15 protein-coding genes are annotated in these 18,769 nt (G+C 39.1%); 4 read left to right on the top strand and 11 right to left on the bottom strand.

Annotated elements, in window-relative coordinates:
• Window positions 1-66 precede the first annotated feature (66 nt).
• A complete protein-coding gene (locus tag H5S10_RS00960; RefSeq protein WP_182588421.1) occupies window positions 67-1,440 on the top strand; it encodes an SLC45 family MFS transporter in 1,374 nt (457 codons plus the stop codon).
• Between the two features lie 398 nt (window positions 1,441-1,838).
• Here H5S10_RS00960 and H5S10_RS00965 read toward each other — a convergent pair whose 3' ends face one another.
• The 5 genes from H5S10_RS00965 to asp1 all read right to left on the bottom strand — a co-directional run bounded on the left by H5S10_RS00965 (window position 1,839) and on the right by asp1 (window position 10,200).
• Window positions 1,839-3,224, bottom strand: coding sequence for an SLC45 family MFS transporter (locus H5S10_RS00965; protein WP_182588422.1), 1,386 nt, complete (start codon window positions 3,222-3,224; stop codon window positions 1,839-1,841).
• A 17-nt stretch (window positions 3,225-3,241) separates the two neighbouring features.
• A complete protein-coding gene (locus tag H5S10_RS00970) occupies window positions 3,242-4,924 on the bottom strand; it encodes an alpha-glucosidase (RefSeq protein WP_182588423.1) in 1,683 nt (560 codons plus the stop codon).
• Between the two features lie 181 nt (window positions 4,925-5,105).
• Complete coding sequence (locus tag H5S10_RS00975; protein ID WP_182588424.1) at window positions 5,106-7,043, bottom strand: fibrinogen-binding adhesin SdrG C-terminal domain-containing protein; 1,938 nt, start codon at window positions 7,041-7,043, stop codon at window positions 5,106-5,108.
• Between the two features lie 111 nt (window positions 7,044-7,154).
• Window positions 7,155-8,657: a glycosyltransferase gene (locus H5S10_RS10470; RefSeq protein ID WP_182588425.1), complete on the bottom strand. Its 1,503-nt coding sequence runs from the start codon at window positions 8,655-8,657 to the stop codon at window positions 7,155-7,157.
• Between the two features lies 1 nt (window position 8,658).
• Window positions 8,659-10,200: an accessory Sec system glycosyltransferase Asp1 gene (gene asp1, locus H5S10_RS00985; protein WP_182588426.1), complete on the bottom strand. Its 1,542-nt coding sequence runs from the start codon at window positions 10,198-10,200 to the stop codon at window positions 8,659-8,661.
• Window positions 10,201-10,338: 138 nt separating this feature from the next.
• Between asp1 and H5S10_RS00990 the strand changes: the two genes are divergently transcribed.
• Window positions 10,339-10,743 carry a hypothetical protein gene (locus H5S10_RS00990; protein WP_094504370.1) on the top strand — a complete coding sequence of 135 codons (405 nt, stop codon included), beginning with the start codon at window positions 10,339-10,341 and terminating at the stop codon, window positions 10,741-10,743.
• Window positions 10,744-10,808: 65 nt separating this feature from the next.
• Here H5S10_RS00990 and H5S10_RS00995 read toward each other — a convergent pair whose 3' ends face one another.
• The 3 genes from H5S10_RS00995 to H5S10_RS01005 all read right to left on the bottom strand — a co-directional run bounded on the left by H5S10_RS00995 (window position 10,809) and on the right by H5S10_RS01005 (window position 14,053).
• Window positions 10,809-11,450, bottom strand: coding sequence for a TetR/AcrR family transcriptional regulator (locus H5S10_RS00995; RefSeq protein ID WP_153707116.1), 642 nt, complete (start codon window positions 11,448-11,450; stop codon window positions 10,809-10,811).
• A 471-nt stretch (window positions 11,451-11,921) separates the two neighbouring features.
• Window positions 11,922-13,316: an APC family permease gene (locus H5S10_RS01000; protein ID WP_003669609.1), complete on the bottom strand. Its 1,395-nt coding sequence runs from the start codon at window positions 13,314-13,316 to the stop codon at window positions 11,922-11,924.
• 5 nt (window positions 13,317-13,321) lie between these two features.
• Window positions 13,322-14,053, bottom strand: coding sequence for a gamma-glutamyl-gamma-aminobutyrate hydrolase family protein (locus H5S10_RS01005; RefSeq protein WP_182588634.1), 732 nt, complete (start codon window positions 14,051-14,053; stop codon window positions 13,322-13,324).
• A gap of 138 nt (window positions 14,054-14,191) precedes the next feature.
• Here H5S10_RS01005 and H5S10_RS01010 point away from each other — a divergent pair, with 138 nt between their 5' ends.
• Entirely contained in the window at window positions 14,192-14,578 is a 387-nt protein-coding gene (locus H5S10_RS01010) for a hypothetical protein (protein WP_182586155.1), read from the top strand.
• 99 nt (window positions 14,579-14,677) lie between these two features.
• Here H5S10_RS01010 and pyrR read toward each other — a convergent pair whose 3' ends face one another.
• The 3 genes from pyrR to H5S10_RS01025 form a co-directional block, all read right to left on the bottom strand.
• Window positions 14,678-15,214, bottom strand: coding sequence for a bifunctional pyr operon transcriptional regulator/uracil phosphoribosyltransferase PyrR (gene pyrR / locus H5S10_RS01015; protein ID WP_035151889.1), 537 nt, complete (start codon window positions 15,212-15,214; stop codon window positions 14,678-14,680).
• 171 nt (window positions 15,215-15,385) lie between these two features.
• Entirely contained in the window at window positions 15,386-16,171 is a 786-nt protein-coding gene (locus H5S10_RS01020; RefSeq protein ID WP_182588427.1) for an immunoglobulin-like domain-containing protein, read from the bottom strand.
• Between the two features lie 110 nt (window positions 16,172-16,281).
• Window positions 16,282-17,580 carry an adenylosuccinate synthase gene (locus H5S10_RS01025; RefSeq protein WP_153704811.1) on the bottom strand — a complete coding sequence of 433 codons (1,299 nt, stop codon included), beginning with the start codon at window positions 17,578-17,580 and terminating at the stop codon, window positions 16,282-16,284.
• A 195-nt stretch (window positions 17,581-17,775) separates the two neighbouring features.
• On the opposite strand from H5S10_RS01025, the gene H5S10_RS01030 reads away from it, so the two are divergent.
• Window positions 17,776-18,750, top strand: a complete 975-nt coding sequence (locus H5S10_RS01030; RefSeq protein WP_182586152.1) for a GMP reductase — start codon at window positions 17,776-17,778, stop codon at window positions 18,748-18,750.
• Window positions 18,751-18,769: the final 19 nt, after the last annotated feature.

Consider the following 18,769-nt stretch of genomic DNA (forward strand, 5'->3'; position numbering starts at 1 on the left):
ATGTAAGAGCTTACATTAGCTCAAACTGCAATTATTTTATACATTTTTCGTTAGGAGTTGTTGTTCATGAGTCAAGATGAGTCTGTTGTACTTAACCAAGACCAAGAAACTTCGACGAGTGGATTACCAATCTTACCAAAGAGTACCATCTGGATGATTAACTTTGGTTTCCTTGGTGTTCAAATCGCCTTTACATTACAAGGTTCGCAAATGAGCCGGATTTTCCAAACAATTGGTGCTAATCCTAATAATTTAGGATGGTTCTTCCTACTGCCACCGCTTGCAGGATTAATCGTGCAACCAATCATCGGTTATTATTCTGACCGAACATGGGCGCCCAAGCTTGGTGGTCGACGTCTTCCTTACCTGTTAATCGGGATGGTCATTGCCGTTATCGTTATGATTTTACTGCCTAATTCCGGAAGTTTCGGATTTGGATACGGTTCGTTAGCGGCTCTCTGGTTTGGTGCTATTACCGTTGCCTTCCTTGATCTTTCATCAAATATGGCGATGCAGCCATTTAAGATGATGGTTGGTGATATGGTTAACGATGACCAAAAGAGTTACGCATATGGGATTCAAAGTTTAATCTGTAATACCGGTGCCGTTTTAGCAGCTATTTTCCCATTCCTCTTAACATGGTGGGGTGTATCAAATACTGCTAAAAAGGGTGTTGTTCCTCAATCAGTTGTAATTTCGTTCTATGTTGGAGCTGTTATTCTAGTTATCACCTGTCTCTTTACTATCTTCCGGGTTCACGAATATGATCCCGCAACATATGCTCGTTACCATGGCATTTCAGAGGAAGATAATAAAAAAGGCGGAAACTGGTTTACTCTCTTAAAGCACGCTCCACGGGTATTTTGGAATGTCGCATTAGTTCAATTCTTCTGCTGGTTCTCTTTCCAATATCTTTCAACTTATGCAGTTGGGGCCATCGCTAAGAATGTTTGGTTAACAACTGATGCTTCTTCAGCTGCCTACCAAGCTGCCGGTAACTGGTACGGTGTTATGACTGCGGTTCAATCAATTGCGGCCGTTGTATGGTCATATGTTTTAGCTAAAGTTCCTAATAACCACCACAAAGCTGGCTATGCTTTCAGTCTTTTACTCGGGGCTATTGGGTACACATCAATCTTCTTTATCCATTCACAAAACGCCCTTATCTTCTCCTTCGTTTTGATCGGAATTGCTTGGGCTTCAATGAACACCTACCCATTAACGATGGTTACAAATGCCTTGTCTGGTAAACACATGGGTACCTACCTTGGCCTATTTAATGGTTCAATCTGTGTACCACAAATGGTTGCCTCCCTACTTAGTTTTGGTCTCTTCCCATTACTTGGTAGTTCCCAAGTCAACATGATGCTTATTACTGGGATTTCTGCCCTCTTAGGTGCAATTTCAGTTCTCTTTATCAAGGAAACTTACCAAGCTTAATTATGACCAACAAAATATCTATTCCAGCATTTCTAATCTAATATCCACTTTTTGATGGGAGTTCAAACAAAGTAATCCGCGACTTCAGTTAAGCCTCCATAAGCAATAATAGACCTTCAGTGTTCGATTTATTTTACCGGGCAATGGAGGTCATTATTTTGTACTGCGTTATTCGCCTCTTATGGAAGTAACCGACTTATTGACATAGTCCGTTTTTTGTGATCAAAGGAATTGATACATTGGAGCTCCGTTAATATAGTATATTGTGCGGGATGAAGAATGGCATAAATAATAACTGCCTTCTTTTTAACAATCAAATAATCATTAAAAGCGAGACCGGATAGATTTCCAGTCCCGCTTTTCAACTATTCTATATTTAAGGGGAGATTTAATTAGTGTTATGCTTCTTTAACCGTTACCCCTTCATGAATTGCTTGGACAGCTAAAGCCCCAATAAGAAGGGAAATCCCACCAAGCAAAAGCATCATTGGTTGATTATGACCAACAAGGGGAAAGAGGAAGAAACTACATAACGAGGCAACAATTTGTGGAACACAGATCCCAACATTGAAGAGTCCAAGGTAGGCACCTTCATTTTTACCATTCAAAGATGAAGTAAGAAGGGTAAATGGAATCGTGTTGATGCTAAAGTTACCAATCCCAAACATAATCATTGCGATAATTGAGGTAGTCTTAGTTGTTACAAAAGTCATCCAGATTAATCCTAAGCCGCCAACAATCATTCCAAACGTGTACCACTTCTTCCGTGAACCAGCCTTGGCATGGGCATAAATCAAGCCCCAGACAATACCGGCAATGCTGTAAACGGCAGTTAAAATCCCGTACCAGTTACCAGCAGCCTGATAACCAGCAGAAGTTACATCAGACGTATGCCAAATATTACGAGCACAGGTGCCAGTTGTGTATGTCCAAACATACATGATCGCAAACCAACTAAATAATTGAACTAGGTTAATTTCCCAGAAAGCGCGCGGTGCCTTCTTGATCAATTTCCAAAGGCTGACTGACTTGTTTTGTTCTTCAGGATCAATGTGGTGGTATTTTGCATATGTTTCCGGATCATATTCCTTAACATTAAAGACCGTCCATAATCCAGTGAACAGGAGAACCGCAGCTGCACAAAGGTATGACCAGATAACTGTATTTGGTACTACTCCTCGTTTAGCAGTATTGGACATTCCAAACATCGTAAAGATAAATGGTAAGATCGTTGCTAAAATTCCCCCGCCATTGGAAAAGACTTGTTGCCATGACCAAGCAAAGTTCTTCTGCTTGTTATTAACCATGTCACCGACAATCATCCGTGATGGCTGCATACAAATATTACTAAATAAGTCCATCAAACATACCGCCGTCGCAGCATAAATCATCGCGGCCATTGAACCATAGCCGAAGCCGAGGGAACCGGAGAACGGTAACATGATCAAAACCAATGCCGCAATTGGTGTCCCAAATAATAGGTAGGGCAATCGGCGACCAAAACGATTCCAGGTCCGATCTGACATCTTTCCCATAATCGGTTGTACAATCATCCCCATCAATGGTGGAAAAATGAAGAAGAAGCCTAAGTTATTAGGATTGGCCCCAATCGTTTGACAGATCCGACTCATCTGGGAACTCTGCAGTGAGAAAGCCATGTTTATTCCCAGAAAAGCAAATGTAATCGCAAATAGCTCTTTCTTTGGTAAATCTGGCATCCCTGTATCCAGATCAACCTGTTTCGTTTCAACTTTTTGTTTCGAATTAGAAAGTGATTTATCCATGATTATTCATCCCCACTCTAATATTGATAAACCTTAGCTTCGTATGGTCGGATAGTATCGTTTTGATCATCCTCATAATTGTTAATTAGTAACTTCGCATCGGATGGCACACTATAATGGCGATTGACAGTCTCATCAGTATAATTCAAGATTACCAACAAAGTAGTATCATCATCTTGTCGTGTATATGCAAAGATCTGCTCATCATCTTCATTACCAGGAACTAATGCATACTTTCCATTAGTAATTACTGGCATCGTGTGTCGTAGTTCAATCAATTTTTGATAGTAATAGAAAATCGAATTCTTATCGGCTAATGCGTTTTTGACATTAATCTGCTTGTAATTTGGGTTAACCTTTTCCCACGGGGTATGGTCGGAAAATCCTGCATACTCGCTATCATCCCATTGCATTGGCGTCCGCGCATTGTCACGTGAATGGATCGCAATGTACTTCATCATCGTCTTGCCATCAAGTAAATGCTGGTCATCAACAAGTTGGTGATAGGCATTAATTGATTCAAGATCGACGTAATCTTCAAGCTTTGGGAAATAGGCGTTAGTCATGCCAATTTCTTCCCCTTCATAGATATATGGCGTTCCTTGCATCATGTGGGTCATGGTTGCTAACATCTTGGCAGATTTAACTCGATAATCTTCGGTCTGGTCATTACCAAATCTTGATACAACGCGTGGTTGATCATGGTTATTCCAATAAAGCGAATTCCACGCCTTACCATACAATTTTTCTTGCCACTTCGTTAAGTTCGCCCGTAAATCTTTGAGGCTCGTCTTGCGATCATCCCACTTACCAAGGGCTGGATTAGGGTTACTATCAAGGCCCATATGTTCAAATTGAAAAATCATATTTAATTCTTTATTATCAAGGCTGGCATATTTCTCGGCATCTTCTGGTGTAGCACCGGGCGTTTCACCAACTGTCACCATTTTATGCTTACTCATAACATTCTTGTTCATTTCTTGTAAGAACTCATGAATGCGGTGACCGTTTGATACTAATGGTTCAACATTGGCGTATTTTTCATCTTCGTTCTTTTTAGCATCCGGCAATCCATCTGGCTTAGAAATGAGGTTAATAACATCCATCCGAAAGCCATCGACACCTTTGGCAGCCCACCAGTTCATCATGTCATAAACAGAGTGCCGAACTTTAGGATTTTCCCAATTCAAATCTGGTTGTTCTGGAGCAAACAAATGAAGGTAATATTGGCCGGATTCATCATCATATTTCCAAGCAGCTCCAGAGAAATACGACCCCCAATTATTGGGCTCTTCACCATCCTTACCGTCACGCCAAATATAATAATCACGGTATGGATTGTCTTTGCCTTTTCGTGATTCCTTAAACCAGTCATGTTGGTCAGATGTGTGGTTAACAACTAAATCCATGACTAATTTCATTCCACGTTCATGAATGCCATCAATCAATTCTTGAAAATCTTCCATGTTACCAAGAGTTGGGTTAATTGCTTCATAGTTACTAATATCATAACCATTATCAACTTGTGGCGACTCATAAATAGGGTTTAGCCAAATAACATCAACGCCTAATTTTTTAATGTAATCAAGACGATCAATTATTCCACGAAGGTCACCAACCCCATCATGATTGGTATCTTGAAAACTTTTGGGATAAATTTGATAAACAACGGATTTATTCCACCAATGATTATTTTCCATAAAATAAAACCTCTCTCCATAAAACTACTATATTTTTCCTTTGGTTATTAATGTAAACGTTTACTTAACTTCAATTAAATATTAACACCTACATTTTTAATTGCAAGCATTTCATGTAAACGATTACATTTTAGTAAAAATAAAATGCCAGGATAATCTCTCCTGACACTTTATTTTGCTATTAGAATCTCCGCAAATGACGCAACGAATGATTCGACCGGGTTGTATTTTGAAAACGACTGTGCCGGCGGGGTGGTCGTCGTCCTGGCATTGGCAATGGTGCTGCGCTTGTCTCCTCTTCACTAACTTTAATTTCAACAGCAGGCTCAGGGACTACAACTTCTTCAGATAATAATTGAGCAGGTTCTGCTCCTAATTCCTCAGATGAAGTAAGTTCCTCTTTCTCATCTGAAGATTCAGTTTCTTCCGTAAGATCTTCGTTAGTCTCTGTTGGTGCCGCTTGAGGGGTGACGTCAAAGGAGATTGATAATTCATCCCCGCCGACTGCTGCACTGACTGCAGGAGCTTCCGCCTGATTTTCTTCTTGTTCAGTAGTAGCTACTGACTTTTCTTCATCATCTGAGGCAAAGGAAATTATATAAGCTGACGAATCAGATTCTTCTTCAACGGCTGCATCGTCCGAAACTGTACTTTGGGCGAAATCATCTTGCGGTTCAACTTGCTTTTCTTCCTCAGCATCATTAAACGGGATATCCTCCAAATTTTCTTCGACCGGTGTTTCCTTTTCTGCCAATTGAGAACTAGATACCTGTTCTTGACTATCAGAAGCAAATGGAATATCAACTTCTTCTTTTGCTCCTTCAACTGATGAAAATTCAAGAGGTTCTTCCACATTGACAAAATGTTCGTCTTGTTTCAATTCTTCTGTTGTGCGCACTACCGACTCCGCTAATTCCTTCTTAGAAATAGCATGACCACTTGCGACCATCGAAGTTCCAGTGGCTGTTGCTGCCGTAGAATTACTCATATAAACATTTTGCTGGTCCATTCCAAATAAGCGCGCTCGCAATCGTACTGTTCCATCAAGTTCATTATTATATTGGCTGACCACCCTAATAATATAGGAGTCATTAGTCTGATCTATACCAAAATTCAAGCGCATCTTGTTATCAGCAAAGGACATCGTATATGGTGTCTCGACAAGGTGATCGCCTTCCACTATCGGGAATCGATTAGTAATATCCCGTAGTCGCTGAAGGTTTACCCCATATGATTGAGGCAATTTTAATCCCCGTGAATTACGATAAATCTCAATCCGCATTGTCGACGGTTTGACGATGGCATTCGATAATTCTTCCACTAGATCACTCGTATTAAAGACAATATAGGCATGCTTAAGATCTTTTTGTGCTGGATTAACATAGATAATGTCCTCAAAAAGCTGTTGATCCTTATCAAAATGCATCATCCGGCTAGAAATCCCAAGAAACATGTCGTTAGCAAGATCTGGATAGTCGATATCAATGGTAAAGTCCTTCCGGTAATCATCAACACTTATAAAACATTCCAAGCCAAATTCGTTCTCTGGAGTTGTTAGGGGATCAATTGCTAGTTCTCCCTCTAATTCACCAATTATTTGACGATGCTCGGTTACATAATTAGTAAAGGTATAGATAAGTTCGTGCTTATCACGGTCATAGGCCCCCATTGCAATAACAATCCCATCTTGATCACTAAAATCAGGAATTGGCTTTTCAGGATGACCATTAGGAGCAACCATCAAATTTGATGACAGTTGAACAGTAAATTGGTCGGCTGGTCGGACATCTTTAGCAACCGTAAAACTAACATGCCACTCGACAGTATCTTCCCGGGTCGGATCGAGGAAAAAGTCTGATTGTGTATTAATTTTGACATTATGTAAAATATGACCATCTTCATAAAATGACCCAAATTCAACTTGATTGCGATTTAACTGCTTATGGCCTTGGCTTAAATCTTCTTCCACCGTATGATATGCCGTTGCTGATTGTTGATTTTCATCAGGTACGTTTTGTGCAACCGCCATTAGTATTTCACATAAGTTAGCCTTAAAGAAACCAGCACGCAAATTAAGAAGTCCATAGTAAAAATTCATTGCTTGATAATTATCCATCATTCCGCCCTCATTTTCCGTCTTTAGATTATCAAAAGATAACGACCAAAGGCTTCAAAAACATTTGATTCTTTTCTAATTTTCGTCTTCTGAATATATTATAACCAATTTTAACTAAATAGCTGATAGTTGTTGCCATTGCTTCCAAGTTTTTTCTTCTGCCAATTGATCTAGATTGTCATAGGTACCAGTGCTCAATCGTTGTAGTTCATCTTGATCTTGTAATAATTTGATGACGGTTTGAATAAACTGAGGTTGGTTATTTAAAGGAATGATCTCGCCATTTTCGCCTGAAGTTACCATTTCACGTGGTCCATAAAGGTAATCATAAGAAACAACTGGGACACCATGGTTTAAGGCCTCGCCCATCGCTAATGGCTGTGCATCGATTCGACTTGCATCGACAAACAGTTGAGCTTGATCATATGCCTCATCTAATGACACCTGATATCCGGCAAATTCAATTGTGCCCGCTAAGTTGAGATCCTTAACCTGCTTTTTATAGCTATCCATATCTTCGCTAGTGCCATAGCCATAGAAAGTCAGTTTACTTTCAGGGACTTGTTGATGAATCTGCGCAAACATATTAATTAATTGACTAGTTTGCTTATCTTCTGCCAATCTCCCAACGTAAATCAACTGTCCTGGGGTCCGATCAGTTTCATTAATTCGTGCATAATTAGCAAGAACTGGGGTCCCGTTAATTACATAAATTGGCACGGCGTTGTGAATTTGTTGCTGAAGGATCTCAGCTTGTTTAACAGTCATGACGATTATGCCATCCCACTTATCTGCATCCGTAGTAACAGGACCTTGTAGCATAGAGTTTAAGGGACCATTTATTAAGTCCTGACCATCATTAACCTGATTCATCGGCAGCCACAAGAACTTCTTTGCTTTTGTCATCATTGATTGAACCGGTTTGATCGCAACAGCTGGTCGATCAGCAATAAACACATTGTTCTCACCATTCGCCTTATTCAATTCATCTAAAAAGAAAATAAAGAGATCTTCTAAAGAGTCAAAGAAGCGATCCTGCCCCTGATAATTACGTAAGACGTTTAGAGAATTAATTGGGGTGTTTTCAACTGATTTTACAAAATAACGTTCAAGATATACTTCACCATTGGGACGATAATAACGAACATAGTATTCCTGTCCGTCTTCACCAAAGAATTCGTCAGCTGCCTTAAAGCCACGAATATCATATTGTTGGCGAAGAGTCATATTACCGGCAATATCAAAGTAATCAACATGGTTAACTTGCCCAATCGTTCCCGCTGCAAAGTGGATTTCGCAAACGAGGCGGTCACCGTCCTTTACTTCGCGATAGTTATTTCCGGTTCCAACTTGATAGTCAATCGGTAAAGACAAATCCTCAGTATGGAGCTTTTTGCCTTGGTAATCAGTCGTATTCGCAAAAAAATCATACATATTAACAACCTGCTCGTCAGTTAGACCAAATTTTTTAATTGTATCATGAAGAACGAGGTCAAAGTCACGAGTCACTAACTTAGCTTTTCCGCCATGCTTTTTAAATAGGGCTAGTCGTTTTAATTCAGCATGTTCAACACTGGAATTGCTGCTTAATAAGTATTGATTTACAAAAAAGTACACTTTACTCTTCCCCCTTTTCCTTCATGTCAGCAACTAATTCATTCCATAGCTTCATCACATTTGGTTCAGAATAACGCTCACTATCAGCATAAGCATTTTCGCTCATCTGTGCTAATTGCTTTTGATCTTGCAATAAGCGAACGATCGCTTGAGCTAATCCATCAATATCGCCGTTCTTAGTCAGCAACCCATCCTGTTGATCAATCACCACATCTGATGGCCCATATTTTATGTCATTAGCAATAATTGGCAACCCATGAGACTGGGCCTCCACTAAGGATAGCGGTAATCCTTCAGCTCGACTCGGTAAAATGAGTAATTGCGCATCTTCGTAAACCGAATTGACATCATCCGTATACCCATGGAAGGTTACTGAGTTACTGATTTGTTCATCCTTTACAATCTTATTAAGCGTCTTGTCAAAATCATCATTAGCATAACCCCAAAAATCGAGTTTGGCGTCTGGAACCATCGCTAGGACTTGTGGCCATGCTTTCAATAGATGATCTTGCTGCTTTTCAGGAGACAAGCGGGCGACCATGACAACCTGCTTTTTCGTTCGTTTTTTAAATGGAACATGACGCTTATTAATAACTGCTGCAGGAACAATCGGGCCAGGGATCCGATAGATTTTTACGCCAAACTTGCCAAACCGGTCTTGAAGATCTTTTTGTTGTTGCGGAGTTAAGGCAATGATCCCATCCCAATTTTGAAGATGCTTAAGTCCCCAATCATAGTTATAATTAAGGGTAGAATGAAGCATATCATCAGGATTATTGACATGGTCATTATGTAATTGAAGGATACGAAAAACCCGGTGATTCATGTGCAGAACTGCCCAGCCTAATTCATAAACCCGGTCAACGATAAAACCAACCGGACCTTCACCACAGATTTGCTTGTCAGTGACCAACTCATCAAGAAAGAAGCGGGTTAACTGGTCAAAGTCACTAAATTGGTAGTCATGACCATGGTAATTAAAGAGATGATAAGTTTTAAGTTCCTTGCCGCGCTTATCTTGCTGGTGGGCTAGCTGGATTGCTAAGGTACCATCTGGTCGGTAATAGTTTTCCGTTGCCATTTTCCCATCCCAGTCATAAAGTTGTTCGACCGAGATAAAACCGCGACTATCAAACCAACTAACCTTTAGCAATTTTCCATAATGGTCAAAATATTGAATATTAATTACCCGCCGATCAGCATCACTGCGCCGACGAATATAGAGAACACGTTTGCCATTTTGATAATAATTATAATTAATCCCGTCAACCTTGCGTTCCCAGTGGGGGTTAACCGGAATATCTTTAATCCGAATATCCTTTTGCGGAACCTCACAAGCCTCCTGAAAATAATCAAACAAGTTAATAAAGTTACGATCATCAATCCCTGCTTCTGCTGTTACCAAGTGTAATTCATTGGAATATTGCCGAGTAACAATCTTCGCCGGTTGATGATATTTTTCAAACAGATGCAGACGCTTAATTTGCGCATGCTCAATTCCTGATTTATTTCGTTGAATATTATCGTTTAGGAAAAAAAGCATTCTCTATTTCCCCTTTCATGGTTATCACTTTGAGTTTACCATATAATTGTTAATATTCCTTGAAAGCATAATAGAGGCATTTCCTAACACCTACTCAATGTGTTAATATTAATATTTATAGAAAGAAGTGGACGAGATATGCAAAACCCATTTGGTAATAACAATAATGATAACCAAAATCCGTTTAACTTAAATAATCTCCCCCTCCCACCAAACTACGCTAAAATCGTTAATGACCAGGGGGATATCCGAATCGCCAAAGTCGGCTTTTCTTGGACAACTCTTTGGTTTGGGCCCCTGCCAGCACTTTTTCGCGCGGATTACTATAATTTCATTTTAATGATTGTATTAACCCTCGATTATGCTTTGGTAGCTCTTTTTTTTGGATTTAACAGCCTGCTCCAATTCCCATGGCCTTCTGTTTTCTTTGGCTTTTTCTATAATATGATGTACTTCCGACACCTATTTAATAAGGGATATCGACCAGCTGACCAACGTTCACGGGAACTGCTTACCCGGGCCCGTTATTGGAAAGGTAATTAATTTAAAAATAATTTTTAATAATGAAAAATGAGGAGACCGAGAAAATTTTTTCGGCTCCTCATTTTCTAGTTTAAATATGATTTATAAATTTGAATCAATTCTACTGGTGATTTCGTTTGCACGAGACCAGCAATTGACTTAATTTCGTTAATGCTTAAAGAATCTGGTGCGGCACCCCAAAGCATTAACAAATTAACAATTGTATTGATATAGAGGGTTTTAATAAATGAAAATGGCAATGGTGACTTTACATTAGCTTCTTTAATATTTATATCACCAAATAAATATGGAACTCGCACATCAAACTCTGCATTTGCTAATTCAACAATCATTTGATAAAACTGCATATCGCCATTTGAAGAAAGCAAGTTTGATAACGCATGCTTATTCTCATTACAAAAAGCCAACGTATGATTAAACGCAACTTCTGCTAATTCCTTAATTTCATCTGCACCTGGTAAATGCTTGACATCTTTTAGTTTCTCCCGATCAATTACGAGAGCTTCTTTCAGACCTTCCAAGAGATCATTTTCAATTTCATGAAGAAGATCTTGTTTATTTTGGTAATAATTATAGAAAGTTTTCTTACTAATTTCAGCGCTATCTACAATATCATTAGTAGTACATTCTGATAACTTTTTAGTATCTAAAACAGTAATAAATCCTTCCTTAATTCTATTTAACGTATTAATTTTACGAATATCCATCTTTTTTCTCCTATATAAACTCCAAACTATATTATCTTAGTATAAACAATTAGTAAAAATATAGTAAAATAACACTCTTATTAGAACAAAGTATATTCTTGGTGTTACTTGTACACAGTGAGTGCATAATCTCGTAAAACTATTAACTATTGATAAATTACTTGGTAAAATATCAATGAATTGAAGCTGTAACACCAAAAACAATTACATGAAGAGATCAATTTTATTGCTTAATGACTTCTAGAATGTCCTTAACTTTTTCTCATTTTACTAAAGGACAAGAATCGAATAAACTCCCAAGATTAAATTGTTCTTTCTTCTAGGGTGGTGCCAATAATTGTTTTTAGTTATTCGCCTCAATTAGACTTAACATTTTACTAGTAGCAGATAATGTGCGATATCGGCTACTATTATTCCCTAAAATAATACGTTCAATGATTTGTGCAGTCATTGAGCGTTTTTTCTATTCTTCTATTTTACTCGTTCATCATTTTCAGCTCGCTCACGACGCGTTAACCAGAATAAGATTAACGGTAAAATCACAAATCCAAAAACCATTCCAAAAATTGCAAACCAATTTGGCATTAGATGTCCTGCACGATTAATACTAAACTCACTAATCCAATCATACCGCATTAATAAGAATAGTGTAATTACAACGGAAAGGATTGGCAAAATTACATCAGTAAAGAAATTTTTATGAGCTGGTAAAATTTTCTCACGATTTGTTCCCCGATAAAATCGGATCACCCCAAGTGGAATAACAATAAATTCAAAAAACCGCACCGTTGCACTAATCACAATGATTGTTGGCAAGTTATATTGAAAAGCCATTGGGATTCCAACCGCTAATACTAAAGTAATGATAAAGGATACTAGCGGAAAGTTCCGTTTTGTCCGTCGCGCAATAAATTGGGGGACTTGATTTTCGTTAGCCATCGCTTCCAAAACTCGGGGAGTATGGAAGGATGATGCCACGTTAATTCCAAACATTGAAATAATGGCACCAACTAAAATCACATCTTGCAAAACTTTATTATGAAAAATTGCAACAAGGGCAACTACCTGCTTCGTCGTTACCATTGCAGCAGGATTAACCATCATCGCTACTGCAATCGTACAAATATAGACAATTGCAATGACTAGGATAGCAAGAGGAATAGCTCGTGGAAGGTTTTTTTCTGGATCTTTCATATCTTCAGAACCAGTTGCTACCGCTTCAAATCCAGTAAAAGCATAGAATGCTGAAATAACGGCCATAACGAATCCAGACGTTGTAAACGCAGGAATCAAGGACTTTCCCGTACTATCAGTTAAATGATTAAGTTCGTTAAAATGATTTTCACCAGTCTTAAGAAGGATAATAACTCCAGCAATAATAATTAATGCCAAAGCTCCTAATTTCCCGACTGTCGATAGGTCATTGATGATTGTAAAAATCCGTCTTCCCATCATATTAATTACCATGATAATCAGCATTAACACCACAAATCCTAAGGTGATATTGCCAAACGATTGATTCCAGCCAAAAATTGAAAAGGTAGTCCGGATAACCCCAACAGCCATTACTCCCCACGCAACAGATGCTGAGAAGAATCGCACCACTCCCATGTAAAAGCCCATATTTTCACCATATGCAGCCTTTGCATAAGAATAGGCCGCCCCGCTTTTATTTACATATTTTGCTGCCGCCGCAAACGTGATGGCTAAGATTGAAGCAAAAATTGCCGCAAAAAAGTAAGCAAGTGGCGCCTTAGTTCCAACCATTGAAACAACCGAGCCCGGTGTCAGAAAAATCCCCGACCCAATGATTGAATTGATCGCTAATAATACGATTGACCAAAAACCTAATTTAGTTTTTGTCATGCTTGTTAACCTTCTTTCATCGATTTAGTTATTAAATCACTAAATAATTTATTCATTTGCTGATCACTAGAATGAAGCATTTCTGGATGCCACTGAACGCCAAGCACTGACCCATCCCCATTTTCAATTGCTTCAATTACTCCATCCTTTGCTTTGGCAACTGGATAAAGATCTTTCCCCACTGTTTTAATTAATTGGTGGTGGAAAGAATTAACGCTCAGCTGCTCTTCACCAAATAAGCTTGCAAGGTAACTGTCAGAAGCAAGGATGATTGTCTGGGTTTCAAGGTTAGTAGTGTGTCCCTGACTATGCTTAAGTGTTGGTTCGTCACGGTAACTAATATCCTGATAAAGCGAACCACCATGAGCGACATTGAGCAACTGTGCTCCTCGGCAAATTCCTAGAACTGGCTTATGGCGTTTTTCCGCTTCTTTAAGCAATAAGAGGTCAAACGCATCCCGTTGTGGCCAAATCTCGCCAATCTGAGGCAATGATTCCTCGCCATATAGACGTGGATCGATATCATGGCCACCAGACAAGATAAGCCCGTCAACGGTTGTAACTTGTGCAATTGTCACTTCTGGATCTTCATTAAATGGAATAATATAAGGAATTCCGCCATTTTGAATCACTGCATTAACATAATCTTCATTTACATAGCTCCGGCGATAACCAGGAAATGGCCCTTGTTGATCAATAATCCGTGAGCCTGATATTCCAATAATCGGTTTTGTCATCATTTTTCTCCTTCCCTAATTTTCATAAGATTTATGATAAATGTTTATAAAAAATAAGTAAATAACGTTTTTTAATTGATCCCATTTACTGATATGATATACTATTTCCTAAACAGATGTTCGATCAGAGGCTTTCATATGCGGAATATAATTCTTAATCCAACTAAACGCCAAGTCCATAAGATTAATAAGCGGATCGAAAAAGTTTATCGTCCGCGACAGAAACAAGCGTTAATAGTATTTACTACTAACATCAGCAATAACCCAATCTACAAGATTAGCCTTGATACTTTTCCCGCCCTAGGAACAGGCATTTCAATGACTATGGTTAGTGAGATTTCAATAGATGAGATTAGTAAAGAACAATACATTCTTCTTCTCTATGCCCTTTATTCTCATTGGAAAAACTTACCATTAGTATTCCGGGGATTTACTCCCAAACAAGTCCGGTGGTTTCAAAAAAAATTTGGTACCCGGGTATTTAATGAACATTCAACGGTGGATTGGTGGCGTAAGATAAGATAAAAGGGGATTCCATAATGAGTAATTAATGGCCTCCACCGCTCGGTAAAACCGAACGATGGAGGCCTATTGTTGTATGGGAGCTTTTGCCCCGTTCCCCTTTTAGTTATGCTCGATTGTTACATCTTCATGGCCATCATATTCTTCAACGGCTACATGAACAGTCTCATTCATTGCTGTTGGAATATTCTTTCCAACAAAATCTGGTCGAATTGGTAATTCACGGTGTCCCCGATCAACAAGGACCGCTAATGAAATTCGGTTTGGCCGACCCATATCCATTAAAGCATCTAAGGCCGCCCGAACTGTCCGTCCAGTGAAGAGCACATCATCAACTAAAATAACATGTTTGTTAGTAATATCAATATCTAATTGATCAGTTTTTACGGTTGGTTCTTGAGTATGATCTGGTACATGACGGTCATCACGGTAAAGAGAGACGTCAAGTGCTGCCACAGGAATTTCTACATTTTCCAACTGATTTAGTCGCTTGGCGAGGCGCTTTGCTAAATATACTCCCCGCGTCTTAATTCCAACAAATACTAAGTTATCGACACCCTTATTTTGTTCGATAATCTCATAAGTAATCCGGGTCAATGCACGTTGCATACTTGAGCCGTCTAAGATCTCATGAGCCATCATGTCACTTCCTTAATTAATTTAAAATCTTTCAAAAGAATAAGACCCTCCGCTAATCTAAGGAAGGATCCAGCATTTACTTGAGTCTTTCCCTCATCCCTAACATTTAACGGGAAAGCTCGCTAATTATTATTACCATTTTAAGGGTCTATCTTGTCGCTGTCAAACTCACTAATTGGCAAACTCATCTAGCCACTTCTGCACTTCTTGGCTAATATTTCCCCAGATTTCTTGAAAATCACCCTTATTCTTTAGGTTGTTAACAATTTTCGTCCCATTCGCTGGGTTTTCCCGTACTTCATTAACCGTTTCGTTAACTTGGTTTAAATCTTGCTTCACGTTGTTACTTTGAACTTGATTTTGCAAATCTTGAATTTGACTTTGAATCTTATCAAGGCGACTTTCTAGTGCTTGTTGGTCATGGTCCTTTTGATATTGTTGAGTTGCCCCTTTAAGTTCTGCCACTTGGTTAGCGAGACGTTGATTATCTTTTGTTAAATCGCTGATACTGCTTGAATTATTGCTTATTTGACTACTTTGCTGGCTATCAGTGGCCGCTTGGTTGGCCGCTTGACGGTTATGAGAACTAATTGCCCACCATGCACATAAGATAACAACAATTGCGATAATGACCCATAGCCATCCCCGTCTTGATTTTTGAGGCGTTGCAGTTCCTTGAGATGCATTCTGTGTCCGCATCGGTTGAATATTTAAATTGATACTTACCTGAGTACTTTGTCCGTTATTATCCATTACACTTAACATCACAGGGTATTCTCCTGCTTTGTTAACATCTACTTGAGTTAGGTTCATCATCACCTTACTCGTTAAATCTTGGCCTTTTTCATCGGATGCATGCACACCCAACTCATGCATTATGTCAGTTTGATTTAAAGGACGGTTAAGTGGCCAATTTAAATAATGTTTTTCTACTGTTAGTGTTGGCTGTGTCATCATCTTGCCTCCTATAACGTTTATTTGCCTCGATTATACCATAGAGGAGACAAGGAAAATAAAAAGCTCCCCATGCTTAAATATTATTCAAACATTAGAAGCTTTCATCTATTTTATTTATGTGCTAATTCCCAAGGGTCTTTAACAATAATCGTTTGAATCCGGTCAGCACCAACAGAAACAGTTGCAAGTGGTGATTCCGACAATTCACTTACCCGCTTCAAGTAATTTTGAGCATTGATTGGTAAGTCTTCAAACTTCTTCGCACCAGTAATATCTTCGTCCCATCCCGGAAGTTCTTCATAAACTGGTTCACAACGCTCAAGTTCCTTCAAACTAGCTGGGTAGTAATCAATTTGCTTACCATCAAGTTTGTATGAGGTACAAATCTTAACGGTCTTCAAACCAGTCAAGACATCAAGCAAGTTAAGACTAAGGCAGCTAATTCCAGAAACCCGTCGTGCGTGACGCATTGCAACGCTATCAAACCAACCAACGCGCCGTGGTCGACCAGTAACAGTTCCGTATTCATGACCTGTTTCACGAATCTGATCACCAATCTCATCAGTTAATTCAGTTGGGAATGGACCAGCACCAACACGCGTAGAGTAAGCCTTGCAAATTCCAACAACTGTTTCGATCTTATTAGGGCCAACGCCAACACCAGTACATACTCCCCCCGCGATTGGGTTAGAGGCAGTAACATATGGATAGGTTCCTTGGTCAACATCAAGCATAACCCCTTGTGCCCCTTCAAAGAGGACCTTCTTATCTTGATCAAGGGCATCATTGACAATTTGAGCTGTATCAGTAACGTATTGCTTTAATTCTTGACCATATTCGTAGTAACTTTCAAAAATATCGTCAAAGCTAATTGGGTCAACATGGTATAACTTAGTGAATAATTCGTTCTTTTCAGCGAGGTTACGTTCAAGTTTTTCCTTAAAGGTATCTTTTTCAAGCAAGTCACACATCCGGATACCAACTCGGGAAACCTTATCCATGTAAGTAGGGCCAATCCCATTCTTGGTTGTTCCCACCTTGTGATCACCTTTTGCCTCTTCTTGACATTTATCAAGAAGAATATGGTATGGGAATGTAATGTGTGAACGACTTGAAATTCGTAAACCAGAAATGTCGATTCCGTTGTCTTGAAGATAATGCAATTCTTTTAATAATGCTGGTGGATTAATAACTACTCCATTACCAATCACTGCTAACTTGTCTTTAGCAAAAATCCCCGATGGTACTAAACGGAGGGCAAACTTCTTACCATCAAACGCAATTGTATGACCGGCATTATTACCACCTTGTGAACGAACAACAACGTCCGCTTCTTGGCTTAGGTAATCGGTCATCTTACCCTTTCCTTCATCGCCCCATTGACTACCAACAATAACAACTGATGACATTTATTTTCACCTCATAGTTATATTTTCTAAAATTAACGTTTTTACTTCGCCATTTTACCGGATTAATTTCTTGTCGTCAACAGTTTATCGAACTATTTTTTGGTATCATTCAGCAAATGTACGCTATTTTCATTGACGCTTCATCTATTTTAGCGCATAATAATGACGGTAAATTTTTAAAAAGGAGCTGCCCTAATGAAAACATTCGATTATGATGATATTCAATTGGTCCCAAATAAATGTGTGATCAAGAGCCGCAAGGAGGCAGATACAAGCGTCAAGTTTGGACCGCGCACATTCAAGATTCCCGTTGTACCTGCAAACATGGAAAGTGTCATCGATGAAGGTTTAGCGATTTGGCTTGCCCAAAATGACTATTACTACGTGATGCACCGCTTTAATCCAGCGACACGAGCAGCTTTCATTAAAATGATGCATGAAAAAGGATTATTTGCTTCGATTTCAGTCGGAATTAAAGATAATGAGTATAAGTTTATTGATCAACTAAAATCCGAACAATTAAATCCTGAGTATATTACGATTGATGTTGCCCACGGTCATTCTGATTTTGTGATCAAAATGATCGAATACATCAAAGAAAAGCTCCCAGATACCTTTGTAACCGCGGGGAACGTTGCAACTCCCGAAGCTGTTCGCGACCTCGAAAATGCAGGGGCAGATGCTACTAAGGTTGGGGTTGGTCCCGGTAAAGCCTGCATCACTAAGCTAAAGACTGGTTTCGGTACTGGCGGCTGGCAATTATCCGCTATTCGTTGGTGTGCTAAAGCTGCGCGGAAACCAATCATTGCTGACGGCGGCATCAGACATAATGGCGATATTGCTAAGTCTGTTCGTTTTGGCGCTTCAATGGTAATGATTGGCTCAATGCTTGCCGGTCATCTCGAATCACCAGGACATGTTATTAACATTGATGGAAAACAATACAAACAATACTGGGGTTCTGCATCTGAAGTTCAAAAAGGGGCTTATCGAAATGTTGAAGGAAAGCAGATGCTTGTTCCTTATCGCGGTTCCATCAAAGACACCTTAAATGAAATGCAGGAAGATTTACAATCTTCTATTTCTTACTCCGGTGGTCGTGACCTTGAGGCTATTCGGAAGGTCGATTATATGATTGTAAAAGATTCAATTATGAACGGCGATTTTTAAAAATAATGGAAAGGAGTGG

It is taken from the genome of Limosilactobacillus balticus, from assembly GCF_014145615.1.
In the GTDB taxonomy this organism is placed as follows: Bacteria; Bacillota; Bacilli; order Lactobacillales; family Lactobacillaceae; genus Limosilactobacillus; species Limosilactobacillus balticus.

What these genes read in the sequence shown, in the direction of transcription:
- H5S10_RS01010 (WP_182586155.1), top strand. Translation starts at nt 14,192, where the DNA reads ATGCGGAATATAATTCTTAATCCAACTAAACGCCAAGTCCATAAGATT.
- H5S10_RS00975 (WP_182588424.1), bottom strand. Translation starts at nt 7,043, where the DNA reads ATGATGGATAATTATCAAGCAATGAATTTTTACTATGGACTTCTTAAT.
- H5S10_RS00995 (WP_153707116.1), bottom strand. Translation starts at nt 11,450, where the DNA reads ATGGATATTCGTAAAATTAATACGTTAAATAGAATTAAGGAAGGATTT.
- H5S10_RS00990 (WP_094504370.1), top strand. Translation starts at nt 10,339, where the DNA reads ATGCAAAACCCATTTGGTAATAACAATAATGATAACCAAAATCCGTTT.
- H5S10_RS01030 (WP_182586152.1), top strand. Translation starts at nt 17,776, where the DNA reads ATGAAAACATTCGATTATGATGATATTCAATTGGTCCCAAATAAATGT.
- H5S10_RS00965 (WP_182588422.1), bottom strand. Translation starts at nt 3,224, where the DNA reads ATGGATAAATCACTTTCTAATTCGAAACAAAAAGTTGAAACGAAACAG.
- H5S10_RS01025 (WP_153704811.1), bottom strand. Translation starts at nt 17,580, where the DNA reads ATGTCATCAGTTGTTATTGTTGGTAGTCAATGGGGCGATGAAGGAAAG.
- H5S10_RS00970 (WP_182588423.1), bottom strand. Translation starts at nt 4,924, where the DNA reads ATGGAAAATAATCATTGGTGGAATAAATCCGTTGTTTATCAAATTTAT.
- asp1 (WP_182588426.1), bottom strand. Translation starts at nt 10,200, where the DNA reads ATGCTTTTTTTCCTAAACGATAATATTCAACGAAATAAATCAGGAATT.
- pyrR (WP_035151889.1), bottom strand. Translation starts at nt 15,214, where the DNA reads ATGGCTCATGAGATCTTAGACGGCTCAAGTATGCAACGTGCATTGACC.
- H5S10_RS01020 (WP_182588427.1), bottom strand. Translation starts at nt 16,171, where the DNA reads ATGATGACACAGCCAACACTAACAGTAGAAAAACATTATTTAAATTGG.
- H5S10_RS00960 (WP_182588421.1), top strand. Translation starts at nt 67, where the DNA reads ATGAGTCAAGATGAGTCTGTTGTACTTAACCAAGACCAAGAAACTTCG.
- H5S10_RS01000 (WP_003669609.1), bottom strand. Translation starts at nt 13,316, where the DNA reads ATGACAAAAACTAAATTAGGTTTTTGGTCAATCGTATTATTAGCGATC.
- H5S10_RS01005 (WP_182588634.1), bottom strand. Translation starts at nt 14,053, where the DNA reads ATGACAAAACCGATTATTGGAATATCAGGCTCACGGATTATTGATCAA.